The 23,383-nt window shown below is 72.4% G+C and carries 23 protein-coding genes; 9 read left to right on the plus strand and 14 right to left on the minus strand.

Annotation, left to right across the window (positions count from 1 at the left end; genetic code table 11):
- Positions 1–3 precede the first annotated feature (3 nt).
- Complete coding sequence (locus AC6F7H_RS12960) at positions 4–984, minus strand: NAD(P)H-quinone oxidoreductase (protein ID WP_500757170.1); 981 nt, start codon at positions 982–984, stop codon at positions 4–6.
- Between the two features lie 193 nt (positions 985–1,177).
- On the opposite strand from AC6F7H_RS12960, the gene AC6F7H_RS12965 reads away from it, so the two are divergent.
- A complete protein-coding gene (locus AC6F7H_RS12965; protein WP_500757171.1) occupies positions 1,178–2,236 on the plus strand; it encodes an ATP-binding cassette domain-containing protein in 1,059 nt (352 codons plus the stop codon).
- On the plus strand, positions 2,233–3,081 hold the full coding sequence (locus AC6F7H_RS12970; RefSeq protein ID WP_500757172.1) for an ABC transporter permease: 849 nt from the start codon (positions 2,233–2,235) through the stop codon (positions 3,079–3,081). Before AC6F7H_RS12965 ends, AC6F7H_RS12970 begins: the two co-directional genes overlap by 4 nt.
- A 57-nt stretch (positions 3,082–3,138) precedes the next feature.
- Here the strand turns inward: AC6F7H_RS12970 and AC6F7H_RS12975 are convergent, their stop codons facing one another.
- From AC6F7H_RS12975 to pdhA, 6 genes are all read right to left on the minus strand, one after another.
- Positions 3,139–4,236, minus strand: a complete 1,098-nt coding sequence (locus AC6F7H_RS12975; RefSeq protein ID WP_500757173.1) for a potassium channel family protein — start codon at positions 4,234–4,236, stop codon at positions 3,139–3,141.
- Complete coding sequence (locus tag AC6F7H_RS12980; RefSeq protein ID WP_500757174.1) at positions 4,233–5,726, minus strand: molybdopterin molybdotransferase MoeA; 1,494 nt, start codon at positions 5,724–5,726, stop codon at positions 4,233–4,235. The genes AC6F7H_RS12975 and AC6F7H_RS12980 overlap by 4 nt, the downstream gene beginning before the upstream one ends.
- Positions 5,723–6,703: an NTP transferase domain-containing protein gene (locus tag AC6F7H_RS12985; protein WP_500757175.1), complete on the minus strand. Its 981-nt coding sequence runs from the start codon at positions 6,701–6,703 to the stop codon at positions 5,723–5,725. The genes AC6F7H_RS12980 and AC6F7H_RS12985 overlap by 4 nt, the downstream gene beginning before the upstream one ends.
- Before the next feature lie 83 nt (positions 6,704–6,786).
- Positions 6,787–8,136: a dihydrolipoamide acetyltransferase family protein gene (locus tag AC6F7H_RS12990; RefSeq protein WP_500757176.1), complete on the minus strand. Its 1,350-nt coding sequence runs from the start codon at positions 8,134–8,136 to the stop codon at positions 6,787–6,789.
- Positions 8,136–9,140, minus strand: a complete 1,005-nt coding sequence (locus AC6F7H_RS12995) for an alpha-ketoacid dehydrogenase subunit beta (protein WP_500757177.1) — start codon at positions 9,138–9,140, stop codon at positions 8,136–8,138. Before AC6F7H_RS12995 ends, AC6F7H_RS12990 begins: the two co-directional genes overlap by 1 nt.
- The gene (gene pdhA / locus AC6F7H_RS13000) at positions 9,137–10,285 is read right to left on the minus strand and encodes a pyruvate dehydrogenase (acetyl-transferring) E1 component subunit alpha (RefSeq protein WP_500757178.1); all 1,149 of its coding nucleotides are present in this window, start codon (positions 10,283–10,285) and stop codon (positions 9,137–9,139) included. Before pdhA ends, AC6F7H_RS12995 begins: the two co-directional genes overlap by 4 nt.
- A 189-nt stretch (positions 10,286–10,474) precedes the next feature.
- Between pdhA and AC6F7H_RS13005 the strand changes: the two genes are divergently transcribed.
- The gene (locus AC6F7H_RS13005) at positions 10,475–10,960 is read left to right on the plus strand and encodes an Lrp/AsnC family transcriptional regulator (protein WP_500757179.1); all 486 of its coding nucleotides are present in this window, start codon (positions 10,475–10,477) and stop codon (positions 10,958–10,960) included.
- A gap of 30 nt (positions 10,961–10,990) precedes the next feature.
- On the opposite strand, the gene AC6F7H_RS13010 is transcribed toward AC6F7H_RS13005, so the two are convergent.
- Positions 10,991–11,581 carry a TetR/AcrR family transcriptional regulator gene (locus AC6F7H_RS13010; RefSeq protein WP_500757180.1) on the minus strand — a complete coding sequence of 197 codons (591 nt, stop codon included), beginning with the start codon at positions 11,579–11,581 and terminating at the stop codon, positions 10,991–10,993.
- Positions 11,578–13,119, minus strand: coding sequence for a 3-hydroxyacyl-CoA dehydrogenase (locus tag AC6F7H_RS13015; protein ID WP_500757181.1), 1,542 nt, complete (start codon positions 13,117–13,119; stop codon positions 11,578–11,580). The genes AC6F7H_RS13010 and AC6F7H_RS13015 overlap by 4 nt, the downstream gene beginning before the upstream one ends.
- A gap of 155 nt (positions 13,120–13,274) precedes the next feature.
- Here AC6F7H_RS13015 and paaN point away from each other — a divergent pair, with 155 nt between their 5' ends.
- Positions 13,275–14,966, plus strand: coding sequence for a phenylacetic acid degradation protein PaaN (gene paaN, locus AC6F7H_RS13020; protein WP_500757182.1), 1,692 nt, complete (start codon positions 13,275–13,277; stop codon positions 14,964–14,966).
- A 181-nt stretch (positions 14,967–15,147) separates the two neighbouring features.
- Here paaN and AC6F7H_RS13025 read toward each other — a convergent pair whose 3' ends face one another.
- From AC6F7H_RS13025 to AC6F7H_RS13035, 3 genes are read right to left on the minus strand one after another with little or no spacing between them, the layout of a single operon-like run.
- Positions 15,148–15,966 carry a TrmH family RNA methyltransferase gene (locus AC6F7H_RS13025; protein WP_500757183.1) on the minus strand — a complete coding sequence of 273 codons (819 nt, stop codon included), beginning with the start codon at positions 15,964–15,966 and terminating at the stop codon, positions 15,148–15,150.
- Between the two features lie 10 nt (positions 15,967–15,976).
- Complete coding sequence (locus AC6F7H_RS13030; RefSeq protein ID WP_500757184.1) at positions 15,977–17,242, minus strand: HTTM domain-containing protein; 1,266 nt, start codon at positions 17,240–17,242, stop codon at positions 15,977–15,979.
- The gene (locus tag AC6F7H_RS13035) at positions 17,239–17,991 is read right to left on the minus strand and encodes a DUF5819 family protein (RefSeq protein ID WP_500757185.1); all 753 of its coding nucleotides are present in this window, start codon (positions 17,989–17,991) and stop codon (positions 17,239–17,241) included. Before AC6F7H_RS13035 ends, AC6F7H_RS13030 begins: the two co-directional genes overlap by 4 nt.
- Positions 17,992–18,267: 276 nt before the next feature.
- On the opposite strand from AC6F7H_RS13035, the gene paaA reads away from it, so the two are divergent.
- Genes paaA through AC6F7H_RS13060 form a run of 5 tightly spaced genes read left to right on the plus strand, consistent with a single transcriptional unit; the run spans position 18,268 to position 21,968 of the window.
- The gene (gene paaA, locus AC6F7H_RS13040) at positions 18,268–19,305 is read left to right on the plus strand and encodes a 1,2-phenylacetyl-CoA epoxidase subunit PaaA (protein ID WP_500757186.1); all 1,038 of its coding nucleotides are present in this window, start codon (positions 18,268–18,270) and stop codon (positions 19,303–19,305) included.
- Complete coding sequence (paaB, locus tag AC6F7H_RS13045) at positions 19,302–19,589, plus strand: 1,2-phenylacetyl-CoA epoxidase subunit PaaB (RefSeq protein WP_055574617.1); 288 nt, start codon at positions 19,302–19,304, stop codon at positions 19,587–19,589. Before paaA ends, paaB begins: the two co-directional genes overlap by 4 nt.
- Positions 19,586–20,344: a 1,2-phenylacetyl-CoA epoxidase subunit PaaC gene (gene paaC, locus AC6F7H_RS13050; protein ID WP_500757187.1), complete on the plus strand. Its 759-nt coding sequence runs from the start codon at positions 19,586–19,588 to the stop codon at positions 20,342–20,344. The genes paaB and paaC overlap by 4 nt, the downstream gene beginning before the upstream one ends.
- Positions 20,338–20,910: a 1,2-phenylacetyl-CoA epoxidase subunit PaaD gene (gene paaD / locus AC6F7H_RS13055; protein ID WP_500757188.1), complete on the plus strand. Its 573-nt coding sequence runs from the start codon at positions 20,338–20,340 to the stop codon at positions 20,908–20,910. Before paaC ends, paaD begins: the two co-directional genes overlap by 7 nt.
- A complete protein-coding gene (locus AC6F7H_RS13060) occupies positions 20,910–21,968 on the plus strand; it encodes a 2Fe-2S iron-sulfur cluster-binding protein (RefSeq protein ID WP_500757189.1) in 1,059 nt (352 codons plus the stop codon). Before paaD ends, AC6F7H_RS13060 begins: the two co-directional genes overlap by 1 nt.
- Before the next feature lie 40 nt (positions 21,969–22,008).
- Here the strand turns inward: AC6F7H_RS13060 and AC6F7H_RS13065 are convergent, their stop codons facing one another.
- Positions 22,009–22,338: a rhodanese-like domain-containing protein gene (locus AC6F7H_RS13065; RefSeq protein ID WP_363033565.1), complete on the minus strand. Its 330-nt coding sequence runs from the start codon at positions 22,336–22,338 to the stop codon at positions 22,009–22,011.
- Between the two features lie 118 nt (positions 22,339–22,456).
- A complete protein-coding gene (locus AC6F7H_RS13070) occupies positions 22,457–23,308 on the minus strand; it encodes a hypothetical protein (protein ID WP_500757190.1) in 852 nt (283 codons plus the stop codon).
- Positions 23,309–23,383: the final 75 nt, after the last annotated feature.

A 23,383-nucleotide genomic window follows, 5' to 3' on the forward strand; every position in this document is an offset into this window, starting at 1 on the left:
GCCCTACGGCGCGACCAGCAGCACCTTGCCGACGTGGCCGCTCTCCTCCACGACACGGTGGGCGTCGGCCGCCTCCGACATCGGGAGCTCGCGGTCGACGACGGGACGGACATGGCCGTCGGCGATCAGGGGCCACACGTGTTCCCGGACGGCCGCGACGATCGCCGCCTTCTCCTCCAGTGGCCGGGCACGCAGTGACGTCGCGCTGATCGCGGCGCGCTTGCCGAGGAGGGCGCGCATGTTCAGCTCCCCCTTGGCTCCGCCCTGGAGGCCGATGATCGCGAGCCGACCGTTGACCGCGAGGGCCTGGACGTTACGGTCCAGGTACTTGGCGCCCATGATGTCGAGGATGACGTCCGCGCCCGCGCCGTCGGTCGCCTCCTTCAGCTCGGTGACGAAGTCCTGTTCGCGGTAGTTGATCAGGATGTCGGCACCCAGTTCGGCGCAGTGGTCCAGCTTCTCCTTGGTTCCGGCGGTGACGGCGACCTTGGCACCGACGGCCTTGGCGAGCTGGATGGCCATGGTGCCGATGCCACTGGACCCACCGTGCACGAGCAGGGTCTCGCCGGGGCGGAGGTGGGCCACCATGAAGACGTTCGACCAGACCGTGCAGACGACCTCCGGGAGCGCCGCCGCCTGCTTGACGTCGAGCCCCTTGGGGACGGGGAGCAGCTGTCCGACCGGGACGGCGACCTGCTGGGCGTAGCCGCCGCCGGCGAGCAGCGCGCAGACCTCGTCACCGACCGCCCACCCGGTCACACCGGGTCCGAGTGCGGTGATCCGTCCGGAGCACTCCAGGCCGGGGTAGGGGGAGGCGCCGGGCGGGGGGTCGTAGAAGCCCTGCCGCTGCATGATGTCGGCGCGGTTGACGGCACCGGCCACCACCTCGACGAGCACCTCGCCCGGTCCGGGGACGGGGTCGGGGACCTGCTCCCACACCAGCGCCTCGGGCCCACCGGGTTCGGGAATCGTGATCGCATACATGAGGGCGACGCTACTCCCTGACCCTCTTCACCCGCGCCGCCCGCGCACCATCCGCCGGTCGGCTTGGGTCAATGGGTGGAGACGGGTCCGCCGTTGGACGGGTTCTCGGGGAGAACCACCTGCGAGAGCGATGAATTCGCGCGACGGTGATGGTCTCTCCATGCGTAGCCCAAGCATGCGGAAGGACCCCAGCATGAGCACGCAGACGTCCGGCCTGGCGATCGAGACCGCCGGCCTGGTCAAGACCTTCGGTGAGACACGGGCCGTGGACGGGGTCGACCTCGCCGTGCCGGCCGGCACGGTGTACGGCGTCCTCGGACCGAACGGCGCCGGCAAGACCACCACCGTGAAAATGCTCGCCACCCTCCTACGACCGGACGGCGGGACGGCGCATGTCTTCGGTCACGACGTCGTGCGCGAGGCCGACACGGTGCGCGGCCTGGTGAGTCTCACCGGGCAGTACGCGTCCGTGGACGAGGACCTCACCGGCGCGGAGAACCTGATCCTGCTGGCCCGGCTCCTCGGCCACCGCAAACCGGCCGCCCGCACCCGTGCCGCCCAGCTCCTGGAGGCCTTCGGCCTGACGGAGGCGGCGGCCAAACAGGTCAAGCACTACTCGGGGGGCATGCGGCGGCGTATCGACATCGCCGCGTCCATCCTCAACACCCCCGACCTGCTGTTCCTCGACGAACCGACGACCGGTCTGGACCCGCGCAGCCGCAACCAGGTCTGGGACATCGTGCGCGCGGTGGTCGCCCAGGGCACCACCGTGCTGCTGACCACGCAGTACCTGGACGAGGCCGACCAGCTGGCGTCCCGGATCGCCGTCATCGACCGCGGGAAGGTGATCGCCGAGGGCACCAAGGGCGAGCTGAAGGCGTCCGTCGGGGCCGGTTCCGTACATCTGCGGCTGCGCGATCCGGACCACCGGCCCCGCGCGGCGGACCTGCTGCGCCGGGCACTCGACGCACAGGTTCAGCTCGAACCCGACCCGGTGACGCTCACCGCCCGCCTGGGTGCGGCGGCGGACCACGACACCGCCGCCGAACAGGCCGCCCGCGCGCTGGGCGAACTGGCCGCGGCCGGCATCACCGTCGACAACTTCTCGCTCGGCCAGCCCAGCCTGGACGAGGTGTTCCTCGCCCTCACCGGCCATGACACACACGCATCCGGATCGGGCTCGGGACAGGGGCCGGGTCCGGGCTCCGGTGGCGACCACTCCCACACCCCGAAGGACGAGGTGGCGGCATGAGTACCGCGACGACGACCGAGAGCGCGGAACTCGCCCCGGTCCGCACCGACTCCCTGGCCGAGCTGCTGGTCGCCGAGGAGCGCCCGCCGCGGCCCAGCGCGTGGTCGGCCTCCCTGACCTTCGGCTGGCGCGCGATCCTCAAGATCAAGCATGTGCCGGAGCAGCTGTTCGACGTCACCGCGTTCCCGATCATGATGGTGCTGATGTACACGTACCTCTTCGGCGGGGCGCTGGCCGGCTCGCCGAAGGAGTACGTCCAGTTCCTGCTGCCCGGCATCCTGGTGATGTCGGTCGTGATGATCACGATGTACACCGGTGTCTCGGTCAACACGGACATCGAGAAGGGTGTGTTCGACCGGTTCCGCACCCTGCCGATCTGGCGTCCGTCGACGATGGTCGGCTATCTGCTCGGCGACGCCCTGCGCTACACGATCGCGTCGGTCGTGATGCTCACCGTGGGCGTGATCCTCGGCTACCGCCCGGACGGCGGGGTGGTCGGCGTGCTCGCGGGGATCGTACTGCTGGTGGCCTTCGCGTTCGCGTTCTCGTGGATCTGGACGATGTTCGGGCTGATGCTGCGCACCGAGAAGTCGGTCATGGGCGTCAGCATGATGGTGATCTTCCCGCTCACCTTCCTGTCCAACGTCTTCGTCGACCCGCGCACCATGCCGGGCTGGCTCCAGGCGTTCGTCAACAACAGTCCCGTCACGCACCTGGCGTCCGCGGTGCGCGGGCTGATGGCGGGTGACTGGCCGGCCGACGAGATCGCCTGGTCACTGGGCTGGTCCGCCCTGTTCGTCCTGGTCTTCGGACCGATCACGATGCGGCTCTACAACCGCAAGTGACGCAAGCTCCGCGGACGGTGCGGGCTCCGGGGCCCGCACCGTCCGCGGAGCTTGCGGTCAGTCCCGGGGGAGCGGGCGCATGTCGGGCGCCACCTGTCTGGCCGGCGTCCTCCGCACGATCGTGATCAGCCGGTCGGTCAGCTCGAGCGTCCCGACGTTCGCGTCGTCGTAGCCGAGCAACCGGTGCCCGCGCAGGACGCTCACCACCAGGTCGTCGACCTCTCGCGGCGTCTTGCCCACCTCGGCCTTTATGACCGGCCGTTCGACCATGTCGAGTCCCGTGCCCTGCTGGATGAGGTCCTCCATCACCACGCCGGCCGCGGGGCTGAGCAGCGACAACCCGAGCAGCCGGCCGGCCGCGCTGGCGCTGGTGATGACCGCGTCGGCGCCGGACTGCTTCAGCAACGGAGCGTTCTCCTCCTCGCGCACCGCGACCGCGATCTTCGCGCCGCGGTTGAGCTGTCGGGCCGTCAGCGTCACCAGTACGGCTGTGTCGTCGCGCTGCGTGGCGATGATGATCTGCTTCGCCCGGTACACCTCGGCCCGCTTCAGCACCTCGCTGCGCGTCGCGTCCCCTATGACGCCCGCGTATCCGTCGGCCGCGGCGGCTTCGATCGCCTTGCCGCTGGGGTCGACCACCACGACCTGCTCCTTGCGGAGCCCCGTCTTGCAGATGGTCCGGATCGCGGACCTGCCCTTCGTGCCGAATCCGACGACAACGGTGTGATCACGCAACGTGGACCTCCAGCGGTTCAGTCGCCACTCCTCCCGGGTGCGTTCGGTGAGGGCTTCGAGGGTGGTGCCGACCAGGATGATCAGGAACATCACACGCAACGGCGTGATGACGAGGATATTGGTCAGCCGGGCGCTGTCGCTGACCGGCGTGATGTCGCCGTATCCGGTGGTGGAGAGGGTGACGGTCGCGTAGTAGAAGGCATCGAGGAAGTCGAGGGTGCCGTCGGCGCCGTCGTTGTAGCCGCCGCGGTCGAGGTACACGATCAACGCCGTCACCACGAGGATCAGCAAAGCCATGGACAGCCGCTTGGCGACCTGGCGGATCGGGTGCTCGAGCACCTTCCTCGGCAGTTTCACCCGATGTGTCACCAAGTGCTCGTCCGCCTGGCGAGCAATGGCGTCATTGCCCGGAAGTTTCACGTGAAACACACCCCGATTCCCCCGGACGCCCAGGGGAGGTCGAGCAGTTCCGTCTCCTGACCGGGCCGCGTGCCGCCCGGCGGTACGACGGCGAGGGCGTCGGCCGCCGCGATGCCGCGCAGCATGGCGGGACCGTTGTAGTGCAGCGGCAGGGCGACGTCCCCGCGCAGCACGACGGGGATGAGCCGGGTGTCGTGCGGATGCCCGTGGACCGCGTCCCGCAGCGGCATCGTGTACGGCTCGGGAGCCGGGCGGGCAGCGAGGGTACGCAGCAGGGGTTCGGCGAGCGTGAGCAGTCCGGAGACGGCGGCGAGGGGGTTGCCGGGCAGGCCGACGAGGTGCTGGTTCTCCTTGGTGCGGGCCAGGAGCATGGGGTGGCCGGGGCGCACCTCGACCCCGTCCACGAGGAGTTCGGCCCCGATGCGGCTCAGCGTCGGGTGGACGTGGTCGACCGGGCCCGCGGCGGTGCCGCCGGTGGTGACGACGACATCGGCGTCGGATCTTGTGATCGCCTTGTGCAGCGTGTGCGCGTCGTCGCGGACCCGGCGGACCGCGGTGACCTCGGCGCCGAGTGCGCGCAGCCAGGGCGGCAGCATCGGACCGAGTGCGTCCCGGATCAGCCCGTCGTGCGGAAGGCCCGCCGTGAGCAGCTCGTCGCCGAGGACGAGGACCTCGACGCGGGGCCGGGGGAACGTGCTGAGCGTGTCGTATCCGGCGGCCGCGGCGAGGCCCAGCACGGCGGGCGTCACCAGGGTGCCGGCGGACAGCAGCTGGTCGCCGCTGCGGCATTCCTGGCCGCGGGGACGGATGTCCTGACCGTGCGCCACCGTGGCGGCGGGCCCGGTCTGGGCCGTGCTGCCGCCCCGGGGCACGGTGGCGTGCAGGCGGCCCTTGGTGTCGGTGCGGCCGTGTTCGCTGCGGAGGACGGCGGTGGTCTCCGGGGGGACCCGGGCGCCGGTGGCGATACGGACGGCTTCGCCGTCGGTGAGCGGCGCGTGCGCGGCGTGCCCGGCGAGGACGCCTTCCTTCCGCACGGTCCAGGGCCCCGGGCCGGAGACCGCCCAGCCGTCCATGGCCGAGGTGTCGAAGGAGGGCAGGTCGGTGAGGGCCGTGAGGGGGGTGGCCAGGGTGAGGCCGAGGGCGGCGTCGAGCGGCACGGAGACCGGGGCACGGCGGGTGGCGCGGCCTCCGGCGACAAAGCGGGCGGCGCCGTTGCGGCCGGCGCGCTCGGCGATGGCGCGGGCGTCGGTCCAGGGGACGCCGTGGTGGCGCGGGCGGTGCGTGGAGGGGGCGTGCCCGGGGGCACCGGGGGTGCGGCCGGGGGTGCGGCCGGGGGTGCGGCCGTAAGCTTCGTTCACGAGGGCGAGAGCCTCCTCTACGTCGAGATCATCGGCGTCCTCGGCGTCCTCGGCGTCCTCGGTGTTCTCGGCGTTCCCGGCGTTCCCGGCGTTCCCGGCGTTCCCGTCGGCTCGGGCGTCGGGCGCGGTCATCGGGCGTCCGGGCTCGTGCCGGGGGCGGCGTCGGGGGTGGCGGGGGCGTCCTCGTCGGCCCAGCGGGTGGCGAGGGCCGCGGCCTTGCGGACGGCCTCGGCCACGGCTTCCCGGTCACCGCCCGCACGGGCCGCCGCGTAACCGACGAGGAAGGTGGTCAGCGGCGCCGCCGGCCTGGCCACACCGTGGGCAGCGTCACGGGCGAGGTCGAGGAGTGCACCGGTGTCGACGTCCAGCTCGATGCCCAGCTCGTCCTTGACTGCGGTAATCCATTCATCCAACACGTGTCCATGCTCCCTGATGCGTGCTCTGGCGGTGGCGATGTCGTCCCAGGTGTCGCAGTCGAAAGACGCCACCGGGCCGAAGATCCGGGTGAGGTCGAGCGAGCCGGTCAGCCGGCGCAGCGGCAGTCCGGCCAGTCGACCGTGCCGTTCGCTGAGCGCGGCGAGTTCGCGGCGCAGGGCCGTCGTGCGGTACGCGGCCACGAGCGGCTGGTCCCGGCCGTCGGCGTCGGTCAGCACGACCCCGTCGGCCGGGCTTGCACGGAGGGTGGTCAGCAGCTCGCCGACCGTGCGTCCGTCGAGGAACGGCAGGTCGGCGGAGAGCAGCACGACGTACTCCGCGGTGCTGAGCCGGATCCCGGCGTCGAGCGCGGCGAGCGGTCCGCCGCCCGGCGGCTCCTCGCGCGCCCAGAGCACGGGCCGGGGGGTGGGACGGGGTTCGGCCACGACCACGGTGGTGCGGGCGTCGGTGCAGGCCGCGAGCACCCGGTCGAGCAACGCCCGGCCGCCCACCCGCACGCCGGGTTTGTCCGCTCCTCCGAGCCGTCGGGCACCGCCACCGGCGAGCACGAGGGCGTCGTACGCGGCGGGCTCGAGCGACACCGCCGCGCCCGGCGCGGGGTCCCGGTCGCGGTCACGGTCACCAACGGCATCGGGTCCGGCACCGGGAGCCCCCGGGAGCTCGTACTCGGTCACCCCTCGAGTATGCGTGCCCCCGCGATCACGGGGAACGCGGGGGCACGGTGTCCGGGAACGGGCACGGCAGGGAGAGCCGGGCCTCACAGCGTCCGCAGCAGCACCGCCGGTTGCTCCACGCAGTCCGCCACGTGGCGCAGGAAACCACCCGCCGTGCCGCCGTCACAGACCCGGTGGTCGAAGGTGAGCGAGAGCTGCACGACCTGTCGCACCGCCAACTCGCCCTCATGGACCCAGGGCTTGGGGACGATGCGGCCGACGCCGAGCATGGCGGCCTCGGGGTGGTTGATGATCGGGGTGGAGCCGTCGACACCGAAGACGCCGTAATTGTTCAGCGTGAAGGTGCCGCCCGTGAGTTCCGCGGGCGTCAGTGCCCCGGACCGGGCCGCCTCGGTCAGCCGGGCGAACTCCGCCGTGAGCGACTCCGCGTCCCGCGTGTGCGCGTCCCGGACGACGGGGACGACCAGCCCCCGCTCGGTCTGCGCGGCGAAGCCCAGGTGCACGGCCGCGTACTGGACGATCTCCCTGGCCTCCCTGTCCACGGAGGAGTTGAGCTCGGGGAAGCGGGCCAGCGCGGCGGTGCAGATCCGGGCCAGCAGGGCGAGCACGGAGATCTTCGGACCGCCCGAGGCGTTCATCGCGGCCCGCGCCCGCATCAGCTCGGTCGCGTCGGCGTCCACCCAGCAGGTCGCGTCCGGTATCTCGGTGCGGCTGCGGGAGAGCTTGTCGGCCACGGCACCGCGGATGCCCTTGAGGGGGACGCGGACGACATCCGGGACCGCGGTACCGGCGGTCGGCGTGTGGGCCTGCGCCACACGCGCGTGCGGCTCGGTGCCGGCCGTCCGGTCCTTGCGGACCTGCTGCGCGCCGGCGGCCCGGAGCGCGTGCTCCACGTCCGCCCGCAGGATCAGCCCCTCGGGCCCGGAACCCGTCATCTCCCGCAGGTCCAGGCCGTTCTGCCGGGCCAGCCTGCGCACCAGGGGTGAGATCACGGGAACCGGACCGTCCATCGCCCCGGCCGCGGACGCTGTGCGCGTGGCGGGCGTGGCGGACACCGGCTGTCCCGGCCGCACCCTGCGGCGCCGGGCCGGAGCCTCCGAGGTGCCGTAACCCACCAGGACGTTGCCGGATCCCTCGCTCGGGGCGGCGGACGGGCGGTCCTCACCCGGCGGCCGGTCGGCGTCCGGTCCGCCCACGGCCACCGTGAGCAACGGGGCGCCCACCGGCAGTTCGGTGCCCTCCTCGCCGAAGCGGGCGGTGACCACACCCCCGTACGGACAGGGCACATCCACCATCGCCTTGGCCGTCTCGACCTCGACGACCGGCTGGTCGACGGTGACGACATCGCCCACCTCGACCAGCCAGCGCACGATTTCCGCCCCGGTGAGCCCCTCACCGAGGTCGGGGAGCTTGAACTCCAGCACCTGTGCCATCAGCTTTCGGCCTCCCACTGCAGACGCCCCACGGCGTCCAGGATCCGGTCCACGCCGGGCAGGTGGTGGCGCTCCAGCATCGGCGGCGGATACGGGAGGTCGAACCCGGCCACCCGCAGCACCGGTGCCTCCAGATGGTGGAAGCAGCGCTCCGTGACCCGGGCCGCGATCTCCCCGCCGGGGCCGCCGAAGCCGCCCGACTCATGGACGACGACCGCGCGTCCCGTCCGCCGCACCGAGGCGCACACCGTCTCGTCGTCGAACGGCACCAGGGAGCGCAGATCGACGACCTCGAGGTCCCAGCCCTCGGCCCGGGCCGCCTCGGCCGCCTCCAGGCAGACGGGAACGGACGGCCCGTACGTGATGAGCGTGGCGCTCCGGCCGGAGCGCCGCACCACCGCGCGGCCCATCGGTTCGACGGATGCCGGCCGCTCCGGGTCCCAGGAGTCCTTCGACCAGTACAGCCGCTTGGGCTCGAGCAGGACGACCGGGTCGTCGGAGGCGATGGCGGCGCGCAGCAGTCCGTAGGCGTCCGGGACGGTCGCGGGCGTGACGACATGGAGCCCCGGAGTCGCCATGTAGTACGCCTCGGAGGAGTCGCTGTGGTGCTCGACGCCGCCGATGCCACCGCCGTAGGGGATGCGGATGGTGAGCGGCAGGGGCATCCTGCCGCGCGTGCGGTTGCGCATTCTGGCGACGTGCGACACCAGCTGCTCGAACGCCGGGTAGGCGAACGCGTCGAACTGCATCTCCACGACCGGTCGCAGGCCGTACATCGCCATGCCGACGGCCGTGCCGAGGATGCCCGCCTCGGCCAGCGGGGTGTCCGTGCAGCGGTCCTCGCCGAACTCCTCGGCGAGCCCGTCGGTGATCCGGAAGACACCGCCGAGGGTGCCGACGTCCTCGCCCAGGACGTGCACGGACGGGTCCGCGGCCATGGCGTCGCGCAGCGCGCGGGTGAGTGCCTGCGCCATGGTGGCCGGCTTGGCGGCGACGGTGGTCATCGTTGCGTCCCTTCCGGCTCGGCCCCGGCCTCGGCCGCCAGCTCGGCCCGCAGCTGCTCCCGCTGCTCCAGCAGCTGCGGGGTGGGCTCGGCGTAGACGTGGGCGAACAGGTCCATGGGGTCGAGCGCGGGGTCCTGGTTCATGCGTTCCCGCAGGTCGGCGGCCATGGTTTCGGCGTCCTGGCGGGCGGCGGCGACGCGGTCGTCGTCGAGGAGGCCGCGCCGGGTCAGCTCCTGCTCCAGAAGCACGACGGGGTCGTGCTTCTTCCAGGCCTCCACCTCGGCGTCGCTGCGGTAGCGGGTCGCGTCGTCGGCGTTGGTGTGGGCCTCCACGCGGTAGGTGATCGCCTCGACCAGGGTCGGACCACCGCCCGCACGCGCGTGGCTCACGGCGTCGGCCAGGACCTCGTGCACGGCGGCGGCGTCGTTGCCGTCGACCAGCCGGCCGGGCATGCCGTAGCCGACGGCCTTGTGGGCCAGCGACGGGGCCGCGGTCTGCTTGGCGAGCGGAACGGAGATCGCGAAGCCGTTGTTCTGGACGAGGAAGACGACCGGGGCCCGCCACACGGCGGCGAAGTTCAGCGCCTCGTGGAAGTCGCCCTCGCTGCTGCCGCCGTCGCCGACCATGGCCAGCGCGACCACGTCGTCGCCCTTGAGGCGGGCGGCATGCGCGAGTCCGACGGCGTGCGGCAGCTGGGTGGCGAGCGGGGTGCTCAGTGGTGCGACCCGGTGCTCGTAGGGGTCGTAACCGGTGTGCCAGTCTCCGCGCAGCAGGGTGAGCGCCTGCACGGGGTCCACTCCGCGTGCGACGACGGCGAGCGTGTCGCGGTAGCTCGGGAAGAGCCAGTCCTGCTCCTTCAGGACCAGCGCGGCGGCGACCTCGCAGGCCTCCTGGCCGGTGCTGGAGGGGTAGACCGCGAGACGGCCCTGCTTGGTGAGGGCGGTGGCCTGCGCGTTGTAGCGACGGCCCCTCACCAGTTCCGCGTACAACCGGCGCAGCAGCTCCGGGTCGGCCCGGTCGGCCTCCTCGGTGCCGAGCACCCGGTACGGCTCCGCGTCGGGCAGCAGCGGCGCGGGGTCGGTACGGGGCTGCCAGGCGGGCGGCGGGGTCGGCCGAGACGCGCCCCGCTGCTCCATGACCGTCATGACGGCACCTCCTCGTGGGAGCGGCTGTGGAGGCGCGGCGTCCGTGACGCGCCTCACCAACCGATTGTTCGGTCGTCGGCACATTTTGGCTACGGGTGGTACCAGGCTGTGGACAAACGGTTCTCCACAGCCTGAGATGGACGCAGTACGTCCATGGCGGAGAGGCGGGGGCCCGTGTCGTCTGAACAAATGGCCGAAGGACCGGGGGGCACCGGGCCGCTGCCGCCCGCACGCCCCCTGGACGCCATAGACCAGGACATCCTGCGCATGCTCCAGACGGACGGCCGCGCCTCGGTCCGGTCGGTCGCCGAGCGGGTGCACGTCTCGCGCGCCAACGCCTACGCCCGGATCAACCGGCTCGTGGAGGACGGCGTCATCCGCGGTTTCGGAGCCCGCGTCGACCACGAACGCGCCGGCCACGGCACGTCCGCGTACATCACCCTGAGAATCGTCCAGAACACCTGGCGCACGGTCCGCGAGCAGCTCAGACAGCTCCCCGGCGCCTCCCACATCGCCCTGGTGGGCGGCGACTTCGACGTGCTGCTCCTGGTGCACACGCCGGACAACCGGACGTTGCGCGAGCTGGTGCTGACCCGGCTCCAGGCGATCCCCGAGGTGCTCAGCACACGCACGCTGCTGGTGTTCGAGGAGGAGGACCTGGAACCGCAGGGCTGAAGCGGGGGCGGCCGCAGGACACCGGTCCGGTCAGGCCGCCCTGCGCAGCCCCGAGAAGGCCAGCTGAACCACCGCGTCGGCCACTTCGCGCTCGCTGGTGCCGCGTCCGTCGGGCCGGTACCACTCGACGAGCGAGTTGATCATCCCGAAGACCAGCCGGGTCGCCAGGCGCACCTCTATGTCGCCGCGCACGTCCCCTTCCGCCGCCGCGGCCTTCAGCAAGGCCGCCACCCGGTGGTCGAACTCGCGCCGCCGCTCCAGGGCCCACCGCTCGGTGTCCGTGTTGCCGCGCACCCGCAGCAGCAGCGTCACGTACGGCAGTTCCGCGATCAGGACCTCGACCATGCGCCGTACGACGTACTCCAGCCGCTCGGCGGCACGTCCCACGCGCGCGTGCTCCTCGTCGAGGATGCCGAAGAGACCGTCCAGCGCCCGGCTCACCGCACGCTGCAGCAGTTCCTCCTTGCCCGCCACGTGGTGGTATATCGACGACTTGGAGATGCCCGCCGCCTTGGAGAGGTGCTCCATCGAGGTGCCGTCGTAGCCCCGCTCGTTGAACACCCGCACGGCGACGGACAGCAGGGTCTCCGGGGTGTAGGTGTCGCGCCTGGCGGTGGTCATGGGGTGCCCTCCCGCTTGTCCGAGGTATAGGCGTGGCGGTACAGCGCGAGCGACGGCGCGTAGCGTCCGGACGGGTCGCACTCGTGCAGGTTGTCCAGCACGGAGCAGGCCCAGGTGCCACCGAGCCGCCGACTCCACTCCAGCGGCCCCAGCGGGTAGTTGACGCCCAGGCGCATCGCGGTGTCGACGTCCTCCTCGGTGGCCACCCCCTTGGCCACGGCCTCGACCGCCAGATCGATGATCCGCGCCACCGTGCGCGCGACGATCATGCCGGGGACGTCGCCGATGACGCTGACCTTCTTGCCGAGCGCCTGGAACAGGCCGGTGGCCTCGGCGACGGTCTGCGGGGAGGTGTCCTGGGAGTGGGACAGGGCGATCCGGCCGGCCTCGCGGTAGTCGAGGGCGAGATCGAAATAGACGACGTCGCGGAACTCCACCGACGTCTGACCGTCCGCGAGCACCAGCTGACCACCGCCGGGCAGCACCAGGCGGGTGCCGTTGTCCTCGTCCTCCGCGCGGACCTGGATGCCCGCCTCCCGGATCAGTGCGAGCAGGTCCGAGGCGGGGCCCAGGTCCCCCTCGGCGACCACGTACTCGGGCGGCGCCGCCTGCTCCGCGGTGTGCGGCTCGGGACGCCCGGCGCCATCGAGGTGTCCGGAGTGTTCGGAGTGTTCGGAGTAGTCGTACCATCCCCGGCCGCTCTTGCGGCCGAGACGGCCGGACTCGACCAGCCGGCGCTGGGCCAGGGAGGGCGTGAAGCGCACGTCCTGGAAGAAGGCCTGCCACACCGAGTGGGTGACGGACTCGTTGACGTCCTGCCCGATGAGGTCGGTCAGCTCGAAGGCGCCCATCCGGAAGCCTCCGGACTCGCGCAGCACCGCGTCAATCGTGGCCGGGTCCGCCCCCTGGGACTCGTACACCGCGAAGGCCTCGGCGTAGAAGGGCCGGGCGAGCCGGTTGACGATGAAGCCGGGGGTGTCGGCGCAGGCGACCGGCGTCTTGCCCCAGGCGCGGGCCGTCTCGTACGCACGCGTGGCGTGCGCGACCTCGGTGGCGAAGCCGGAGACGACCTCGACGAGCGGCAGCAGCGGGGCCGGGTTGAAGAAGTGCAGGCCCACGAAGCGCCCGGGGGCTCTCAGCGCGCCACCGATGGCGGTGACCGACAGGGACGAGGTGTTGGTGGCGAGCAGGCAGTCGTCGCCGACGACGTCCTCCAGTGCGCGGAACAGCTCCTGCTTGACGTCCAGGCGCTCCAGGACGGCCTCGACCACCAGGGCACAGTCCGCGAGTCCCGCGAGGTCGTCGACGGGCCGCAGGCGGGCGCGGGCCTCGTCCCGGTCGGCGGTGGTGAGCCGCTCCTTGGCCACCAGCCGGTCGAGCCGGGCCACGATCCCGTCGGCCGCTTCCCGGGCCCGGCCGGGAACGGCGTCGTACAGCAGCACGGGATGACCCGCGACCAGTGCGACCTGGGCGATGCCCTGGCCCATGGTGCCGGTGCCGACGACGGCCACGGGGCTGCTGAGGTCGAGTGCTGTCATGTGCGCGATCCTCCCGCACGAGCCGGTCCACAGATGCGGCGGACCCCTTGTCCCGACCGATCGTTCGGTTACTCTAACCCTGACCGCCCGTGTTCCGACATCCCCCCGCCCACGCTTGGGCCCGGCCCACGAACTCGACGAGGAGTTGGTCCCCGATGGCCGCCGAACTCACCGCGCAGCAGCTGATCACCCGGCACCGGCCCGCCCTGGACCGGGCGCTGGAAGCGATCCGCACCCGGGCGTACTGGTCCCCGCACCCCGAGCACCCCAAGGCCTACGGGGAGCACGGCAGCCTGGACCTGGCGGCGGGCAGGGCCGCCTTCGACGCCCTGCTCGGCACCCGCCTCGACCTCGGCCAGCCCGGCACGGACGACTGGGTGGGCGGCGAGACCTCCCCGTACGGAGTCGAGCTGGGCGTGAGCTACCCGCACGCGGACCTCGACGTGCTGCTGCCCGCCATGCGGACCGGGATGCGGGCCTGGCGGGACGCGGGCGCCGAGACCCGGGCGGTGATCTGCCTCGAGATCCTCAAGCGGATCAGCGACCGGACGATGGAGTTCGCCCACGCGGTCATGCACACCTCCGGCCAGGCGTTCATGATGGCGTTCCAGGCCGGCGGCCCGCACGCGCAGGACCGCGGCATGGAGGCGGTGGCGTACGCGTACGCCGAGCAGACGCGCACCCCCGACACCGCGGAGTGGACCAAGCCGCAGGGCAAGCGCGACCCGCTGACACTGACCAAGCGGTTCACCCCGGTCCCGCGCGGCATCGGCCTGGTCATCGGCTGCAACACTTTCCCGACGTGGAACGGCTACCCCGGCCTGTTCGCCTCCCTCGCCACCGGCAACGCGGTCCTGGTCAAGCCGCACCCCCGCGCGGTGCTGCCCCTCGCGCTCACGGTGCAGATCGCGCGCCAGGTGCTGACCGAAGCCGGTTTCGACCCCAATTTGGTGGCGCTGGCCGCCGAGGGGCCCGGCGAGGGCATCGCCAAGACGCTCGCCACGCGCCCGGAGATCCGGATCATCGACTACACCGGCTCCACGGAGTTCGGCGACTGGCTGGAGGCCAACGCCCGCCAGGCGCAGGTCTACACCGAGAAGGCCGGCGTCAACACGGTGATCGTGGAGTCGACCGGCGACTACCAGGGCATGCTCGCCAACCTGGCCTTCTCCCTCTCGCTCTACAGCGGCCAGATGTGCACCACCCCGCAGAACCTGCTGATCCCGCGCGACGGCATCACCACCGACCAGGGCCCCAAGTCCTTCGACGAGGTCGCCGCCGACCTCGCGAAGGCGGTCGACGGCCTGCTCGGCGACGACGCGCGCGCGAACGCGCTGCTCGGCGCGATCGTCAACCCCGGCGTCAAGGCCCGTCTGGAGGCCGCCGCCGGTCTCGGCGAGGTCGCCCTCGCCTCCCGGGAGATCGCCCATCCGGAGTTCCCGGACGCGGTGGTCCGCACCCCTGTGATCGTGAAGCTGGACGGCTCGAAGCCGGACGCCGAGGCCGCCTACATGAGCGAGTGCTTCGGACCGGTCTCCTTCGCCGTCGCGGTCGACTCCGCCTCGGACGCGGCGGAGCTCCTGCGGCGCACCGTCCGCGAGAAGGGCGCGATGACCGTCGGCGCGTACACGACCTCCCCCGAGGTCGAGGAGACCGTGCGGGAGGTGTGCCTGGAGGAGGCGGCCCAGCTCTCCCTCAACCTCACCGGCGGGGTGTACGTCAACCAGACGGCCGCGTTCTCCGACTTCCACGGCTCCGGCGGCAACCCGGCGGCCAACGCGGCCCTCACCGACGCGGCGTTCGTGGCCAACCGCTTCCGGGTGATCGAGGTACGCCGGGAGGCGTGACGGACCGGTGCGGCGACCGCGGTCGCGCGGACCCCGCCCGGACAGGCCCTGAGAGCTCCGAACAAAACGGGCGCCCGGCTCGCGACGCCTGGCACTCACTCCCCCAAGCTCTCGGCTCCGCTCGAGCGGGGGGACCCGCATGACGCCGCAAGCTGATCGGACGCCCGTTTTGTTCGGAGCCCTAAGCGGGTGCGCCCCCGGTGGCGCTCCAGTGGTACAGCGTCATGGCCACACTGGTCGCGAGGTTGTAGCTGGAGACCTGGGGGCGCATCGGCAGCGCCACCAGGTGGTCGGCACGCGCGCGCAGTTCCGCCGAGAGCCCGCTGCGCTCCGAGCCGAAGGCGAGCAGCGCGTCGTCCGGCAGCTTCAGCGACCGGATGTCGTCCCCCTCCGGGTCGAGCGCGAACACCGGGCCGGTGGGCAGTTCGGCAACGGGCAGCCGCTCCACTGCGGTCGCGAAGTGCAGCCCGGCCCCGCCCCGCACGACCGTGGGGTGCCAGGGGTCGAGGGTGCCGGTGGTGACGACGCCGGTCGCCCCGAAACCGGCGGCCAGCCGGATCACGGCCCCCGCGTTGCCCAGGTTGCGCGGGAGGTCCAGGACCACCACGGGGGCGGTGCGCGGGGTGTGCGCCAGCCTCTCGAGGTTGCCCGCGCGGGAGGGCCGTACGGCGAGGGCGGCGACGGCGGTGGGGTGCGGGCGCGGGACCAGCGAGGCGTAGGTCTCGTACGGCACCTCGGCCAGCAGCGCCGCCAGCGCGTCCCGGACGTCCGGGGCCAGCTCGTCCGCGAGGGCGAGCGCGGCGGCCCGGTCCGCGGTGACCGCCACCTCGACCTCCGCCCCGAAGCGCACGGCGTGCTTGAGGGCGTGGAAGCCGTCGAGCAGGACGGCGGTACCGCTCCGCCGGTGCCAGCGGGCCACGGGGCCGGCGGCCCGGTCGGGGGCGGGGGTTTCGGGCACGGGGGTGGGGTCGGGTGCGGAGACGGGGTCGGGGGCGGCCATGACGTGCAGCCTACGTGCGTGGGCCGGGTGCTTTCTCCGACGCGGGGGCGGCCGGCCGCTCTTCCACCCGCGTCCCCGGTTCGGCGGACCGGGGCCCCGGGACGGACGGCCCGCCCGCGCGCGTGCGGGGCCGCCGTCCGCGGGCCCGCACCCACTCGTACGCGCGGGTGGAGCCGTCGCCCAGGCGGCGCAGGAACGTCGTCGGCAGGAAGACGGCGTCGGCCGCGATCATCGCCAGGGAGAAGAAGGGCAGTCCCAGGACGACGGCGATCACGGCGTGCTCAGTGATCATGAGCACCAGGAACACGTTCTTGACCCGCCGGTTGAACAGGGTGAACGGGAAGGCGACCTGCACGGCGACCGTCCCGTACGTCACCAGCATCACCAGGGTGCCGCTGGCGGTCAGCAGGTCGCCGAGGGCCGGCCAGGGGGAGAAGTACTCCAGGTGGAGCGGATAGTGGACCGCGGTGCCGTCCTGCCAGCGGGAGCCCTGGATCTTGTACCAGCCGGCCGTGGCGTAGATCAGGCAGGCCTCGGCCATGATCACCAGCAGGGCCCCGTTGTGCACGACGTTGGCGACGACGTCCAGCAGGACGCGCGGCTGCGGGGTCCTCGCGCGACGCCCCACCAGCCACCACAGCGCCTGCACCCCCCAGACGGCCCACAGCAGCGCCGGTATGAACCAGTCGCCGTCCAACCGGCCGGCCAGGGTCGCCACGAGCAGCAGGACGCCCAGCACACCCCACAGCACGGGGCCCACCCGGTCCCGCGGCCGCTCCCCACACGCGCGTGCCCGCTCCTCGCGCCGGGCACGCCGCGCGTCCAGCGACCACACCCGGCCGCAGCGGGTGAACACGAGGTAGATCGACATCAGGTGCAGGACGTTGTCGCCGCCGTCGCCCATGAAGACACTGCGGTTCTGCAGCGACAGCACGCCCACCATGAACAGCACCGACATGGTGCGGGTGCGCCAGCCCAGCAGCAGCAGCGCGCTCCACACCACCGCGAGCGCGTAGCCGGCCTCGAACCAGCCCTGGCCGTCCGACCACAGCAGCGCGGTGAAGGCACCGTTGGACCCGACCAGCTGATCGGCGAGATCCCAGTCCCACGGGCCGTCGGGACCGTACAGCTCCTGGCGGTGGGGGAACTCCCGGAGCAGGAACAGCAGCCAGGTCGCGCTGAAGCCGATCCGGATCACGGCGGTCTGGTGCGGGCCGAGAGCGGCGTCGGTGACCCGTGCGACGGCGCCGGAGACCATGCGGGAGAAGCGGTTCACCCGATGCCTCCCCGGGCCTCGTCCTCCGGTACCGGCCACCAGGGCAGGGTGCGGTGAACCGGCTTCGTCGAGACCCGCTCCTCGCTCCACCGGGGCGGCGGCACGTCGACGGTGCGGGAGCGGACCTGGATCCGGTCGACGACGTCGCCCGGCCCGGCCGCGTCCGACCGTTCGAGCCGCATCACCGTGATCCGGCGCAGATACGACTCGGCCAGCGCGCCCCGCATGCCCACCGGACGGTCGTCGGCGTCATGCGCGGCGACGAAGAAGTCCCAGGCCCGGCGCAGCTCGTTCTGCTGGGTGTGGCTGGGCAGGAGGTTGCCGTCGATGGCCCGGCCGTCCTGGGCGGACAGGTCGTACCAGCCGGTGGTCCGCACTCCCCCGTCCGCCGTCAGGATCTCGGCGCGGACCTGGACGGAGATGTTCTGCTGCAGCGGATTGGGCGCGAACAGCTTCCAGTTCTGCTCGAACTCCGGGTAGATCCAGTCCTCGATCGCCGTGCCGTGCTCCTTGGAGACCGTGTTCGCGGGCGCGACGTGCAGGAACGTCATGCCGAGGTGCACGCAGACCACGACCGCGACGACCCCGAGGGCCACCGCGGCGGCGATCCGATGAAGCGGGGAGAGTGCGGCCACGCCGGTGGCGGGCTCGGGCGGCGGGGCGGGGCCGCTCGGTTCCTCCAGTCCGTCCGGCCCTTCCGGCCCGGTCCGCCCCTGCCGGGCGTGCGAGCCCTCGTCGTGCGCGTTCATCCCGCCCCGTTCCCACATTCCCGGTCCGTGTCCCGGCCGCAGCGCCGTCGTACCGCCCGCATACCGCTTCGCGGCTTCACCGTGTCGCACGGGAACGGTACTCAGCACCGGCCGCCGGGGCACAGCCCCGGAGGTCATCCACAGCTGTTGACACCTTGCGGCGGCCGTCTCACCATGGAATCGCACGAACCGAACGATCGGTCGGGAGCGTGTTCCGGGAAGAAACCAGAGCGAGAAGAACCAAGGTCGAGAAGAACCAAGGTCGAGGGGGACCTCATGGCGACAGCAGCCGCTCGCGGCACGGTCGGCGGCCGTACGCACGACGCACCGGACGGCGCCGTCGACAGCACCGGTGATCCGCTCGTCGACAGCGCGGGGCACGAGCAGGCCTTCGACGCGGCCGTCACCGCCGACGAGAGGATCGAACCGCGCGACTGGATGCCCGACGCCTACCGCGCCACGCTCGTCCGGCAGATCGCCCAGCACGCGCACTCCGAGATCATCGGCATGCAGCCGGAGGCCAACTGGATCACCCGCGCGCCGTCGCTGCGCCGCAAGGCGATCCTGATGGCCAAGGTGCAGGACGAGGCCGGACACGGCCTGTACCTCTACAGCGCCGCCGAGACCCTCGGCACCAGCCGCGAGGAGCTGCTGGACAAGCTGCACTCCGGCCGCCAGAAGTACTCCTCGATCTTCAACTACCCCACGCTGACCTGGGCCGACGTCGGTGCGATCGGCTGGCTGGTGGACGGCGCCGCGATCACCAACCAGGTGCCCCTGTGCCGCTGCTCGTACGGCCCGTACGCGCGCGCCATGGTGCGCATCTGCAAGGAGGAGTCCTTCCACCAGCGTCAGGGCTACGAGCTGCTGCTGGCCCTGAGTCGCGGCACCCCCGAGCAGCACGCGATGGCCCAGGACGCGGTGGACCGCTGGTGGTGGCCGTCCCTGATGATGTTCGGCCCGCCCGACGACGAGTCGCAGCACTCCGCGCAGTCGATGGCCTGGAAGATCAAGCGGCACTCCAACGACGAGCTGCGCCAGCGCTTCGTCGACATCTGCGTCCCGCAGGCCGAGTCGCTCGGCCTCACCCTCCCCGACCCGGACCTGCGGTGGAACGAGACGCGGGGGCACCACGACTTCGGCCCGATCGACTGGACCGAGTTCCGGGACGTCCTCAAGGGCAACGGCCCGTGCAACGAGGAGCGGCTGACCCGGCGCAGGCGCGCCCACGAGGAGGGCGCCTGGGTCAGGGAGGCGGCAGCGGCCCACGCGGCCAAGCACGCGAACGGCGAGACAGGAGCGACCCGTACATGACCGACACCGACTGGCCCCTGTGGGAGGTCTTCGTGCGCTCCCGCCGGGGGCTCTCCCACACCCACGCCGGCAGCCTGCACGCCCCGGACGCGGAGCTCGCCCTGCGCAATGCCCGCGATCTGTACACCCGCCGCGGCGAGGGCGTCTCGATCTGGGTCGTACCGTCCTCCGCGGTCACCGCGTCCTCGCCGGACGAGAAGGACCCGTTCTTCGAACCCGCCGCCGACAAGCCCTACCGGCACCCGACGTTCTACGAGATCCCCGAGGGGGTGCGGCACCTGTGACGACGCCACCCAGCGCCCCCGCGCAGACAGCCTCCGAGGACGACACCGCCCGCACGACGGCCGCACTCGCCCTCGGCGACGACGCCCTGGTGCTCTCCCACCGCCTGGGCGAGTGGGCGGGCAACGCCCCGGTGCTGGAGGAGGAGGTCGCCCTCGCCAACATCGCGCTGGACCTGCTGGGCCAGGCCCGGGTGCTGCTGTCGACGGCCGGCGACGAGGACGAGCTGGCGTTCCTCCGCGAGGAACGCGCCTTCCGCAACCTCCAGCTGGTGGAACAGCCGAACGGCGACTTCGCCCACACCATCGTCCGCCAGCTGTACTTCTCCACCTACCAGCACCTCCTGCACACCGAGCTCGCCGCGGGGGACGGGCCGTTCGCGCCGCTGGCCGGCAAGGCCGTCAAGGAGGTCGCCTACCACCGCGACCACGCCGAGCAGTGGACCCTGCGGCTCGGCGACGGCACGGACGCCAGCCGGGCCCGGACCCAGCGGGCCGTGGACGCCCTGTGGCGGTACACCGGCGAGATGTTCCAGCCGGTCGAGGGCCTCGACATCGACTGGCCGACCCTGGAGACGGCCTGGCTGGAGCGGATCACCCAGGTACTGCGCCGGGCCACCCTCACCGTGCCCGGAGGACCGCGCACCGGGGCCTGGACGGCCGGTGCAGGCCGCCAGGGACTGCACACCGAGCCCTTCGGCCGGATGCTCGCCGAGATGCAGCACCTGCACCGCAGCCACCCGGGGGCGACATGGTGACCACGGCGCCCACCACCCCGCTGGAGGCCGAACTCCTGGAACTGGCCGGTTCGGTGCCCGACCCCGAACTGCCCGTGCTGACCCTGCGCGAGCTGGGCGTGGTGCGCGCGGTGCACGCGCGCGGAACGGACGCCGTCGAGGTCGAGCTGACCCCCACGTACACGGGCTGCCCGGCCGTCGAGGCGATGTCTGCGGACATAGAGCGGGTCCTGCGCGGACACGGCGTGCGTGAGGTCACCGTCCGCAGGGTGCTCGCGCCCGCCTGGTCGACCGACGACATCACCGAGGAGGGGCGGCGCAAGCTGCGGGAGTTCGGCATCGCCCCGCCTCGTGTACGGCCGCCGTCCGGCGCGGTCCCGGTGGACCTCGGGCCGACCCGCACCCGCGCCCCGCTGGCCGACGACCCGTCGGTCGGCGAGGCGTCCGCCGCTCCGGAGCCGGTGCGTTGCCCGCACTGCGGCTCCGCCGACACCGAACTGCTCAGCCGTTTCTCGTCCACGGCGTGCAAGGCGCTACGCCGGTGCCTGGCCTGCCTCGAACCGTTCGACCACTTCAAGGAGTTGTGATGGCGCGCTTCCACCGGCTCCGGGTGGCCGCGGTCGAGCGGCTCACCGACGACTCCGTCGCCCTCACCCTCACCGTCCCCCCGGAACTGCGCGAGCAGTACCGCCACGCCCCGGGCCAGCACCTCACCCTGCGGCGCAGGGCCGACGGCGAGGACATCCGGCGCACCTACTCCATCTGTTCCCCGGCGCCCGACGGCCAAGGGCCCGGCACGCTGCGGGTGGGCGTGCGGCTGGTCGACGGCGGGGCCTTCTCGACGTACGCCCTGAAGGAGATCGGCGTCGGGGACGAGCTGGAGGTGATGACCCCGGCGGGCCGGTTCACCCTCCGGCCCGCGCCCGGCCGGTACGCGGCGATCGTCGGCGGCAGCGGCATCACACCGGTGCTGTCCATCGTCTCGACCCTGCTGAGACGCGAGCCCGATGCCCGGTTCTGCCTGATCCGCAGTGACCGCACGGCCGCATCGACGATGTTCCTGGAAGAGGTGGCCGACCTGAAGGACCGCTACACCGAGCGGCTCCAGCTGGTGACGGTGCTGTCACGGGAGGAGCAGCAGGCGGGGCTGCCGTCCGGGCGGCTCGACCAGGAGCGGCTCACCGCACTGCTGCCGGCGCTGCTGCCCGTGGAGCAGGTGGACGGCTGGTTCCTGTGCGGCCCGTACGGACTGGTGGAGGGGGCGGAGCGGGCTCTGCGCGGCCTGGGCGTGGCCCGCTCCCGCATCCACGAAGAGATCTTCCACGTGGACACCGGCACACCGGTCGCCCCCACGGCACCCGCCCCCGCCCACAGCACGGTCACCGCCCTGCTCGACGGACGCGGCGGCACCTGGCCCGTCCAGGACGGCGAGTCCCTGCTGGAAACGGTGCTGCGCAACCGCCCCGACGCCCCCTACGCCTGCAAGGGCGGGGTGTGCGGAACCTGCCGTGCCTTTCTCGTCTCGGGCGAGGTGCGGATGAACCGCAACTTCGCGCTGGAGTCGGAGGAGACCGAGGCGGGCTACGTACTGGCCTGCCAGTCGCATCCGGTGACGGAGAGAGTGGAGCTGGACTTCGACCGCTGACGCCCGTTCCCCGCTTCCGGAGCCTGTTCCGGCATCCGGACTACAGCACGTGTCCGGGCTGCCCGTCATCCGTGACCACGGAGCGCCCCGCCGACTCCCACATCTGCATCCCGCCCGCCACGTTCACGGCGTCGATGCCCTGCTGGACCAGGTACATGGTGACCTGGGCGGAGCGCCCGCCGGAACGGCAGATCACATGCACCCGGCCGTCCTGCGGGGCCGCCTCGGTCAGCTCGCCGTAACGGGCGACGAACTCGCTGATCGGGATGTGCAGCGCCCCTTCGGCATGGCCGGACTTCCACTCGTCGTCCTCTCGGACGTCCAACAGGAAATCGCCGTCCTCGAGGTCCGTGACCCCGACCGTGGGCACCCCAGTCGCAAAACTCATGCCCCCGACGCTACCGGAAGCAACCGAGCCGGACCCCACACCCGCGGGGCGGCCGAGATTCCGGCCGCTCCGCGGGTGTGGGGTCCGGCCGCTCCGCGGCTCAGCCCTGCAGGGCCGCCAGCTCCGCCTCGCGTTCGGTCACCTGGGCGCGCAGCTGCTCGGCTATCTCCTCCAGAAGACGGTCCGGGTCGTCCGGGGCCAGCCGGAGCATCGAGCCGATGGCACCCTCCTCGAGTTCCTTCGCGACCAGCGTGAGCAGTTCCTTGCGCTGGGCGAGCCACTCGAGCCGGGCGTAGAGCTCGTCGACGGCACTCGGGGCCTGTTCCTTCGGCTTCGGGCCCGCGGCCCATTCCTCGGTGAGCTCACGCAGCTCCGCCTCGCTGCCGCGGGCGTAGGCGGCGTTGACGCGGGTGATGAAATCCTCGCGGCGGCGGCGTTCCGACTCCTCCTGCGCCAGGTCCGGGTGCGCCTTGCGGGCGAGGTCGCGGTAGAGCTTGCGGGCCCCCTCGCTGGGCCGCACCCGCTCCGGGGTCCGGACAGGCTGGTCCGTGAGCATGGCCGCGGCCTCCGGGAAGAGACCGTCGCCGTCCATCCAGCCGTTCAGCAGTTGCTCCACATCGGGGATCGGCAGCAACCGGGAGCGCGCGTCCTCGGCCAGCCGTCGGTCCTCGGGATCACCGGTGCGGTCGGCCTTGGCCTCCAGGATCCGGGCATCCAGTTCCTCGAGGCGCAGGTACATGGGGCCGAGCCGCTGCTCGTGCAGCCGGGAGAAGTTCTCGACCTCGATGCGGAAGGTGTCCACCGCGATCTCGAACTCGATCAGCGCCTGCTCGGCAGCCCGCACGGCCTGCTCCAGGCGCGCCTCGGGCCGCTGCGCACCGCCTTCGGCCGTCACCTGCTCCTGCTCCGCACCGGCGCCGCCACCACCCTGCTCACCCTCCGAGGTCGTCACCCGCACAGCGTAGGCCACCACCGCCACCACCGGAGCCCACCCGGCCCGCTCCCGACACCGGCCCGGCCCGCCGAA

This window comes from Streptomyces sp. MMS24-W38 (assembly GCF_059889265.1).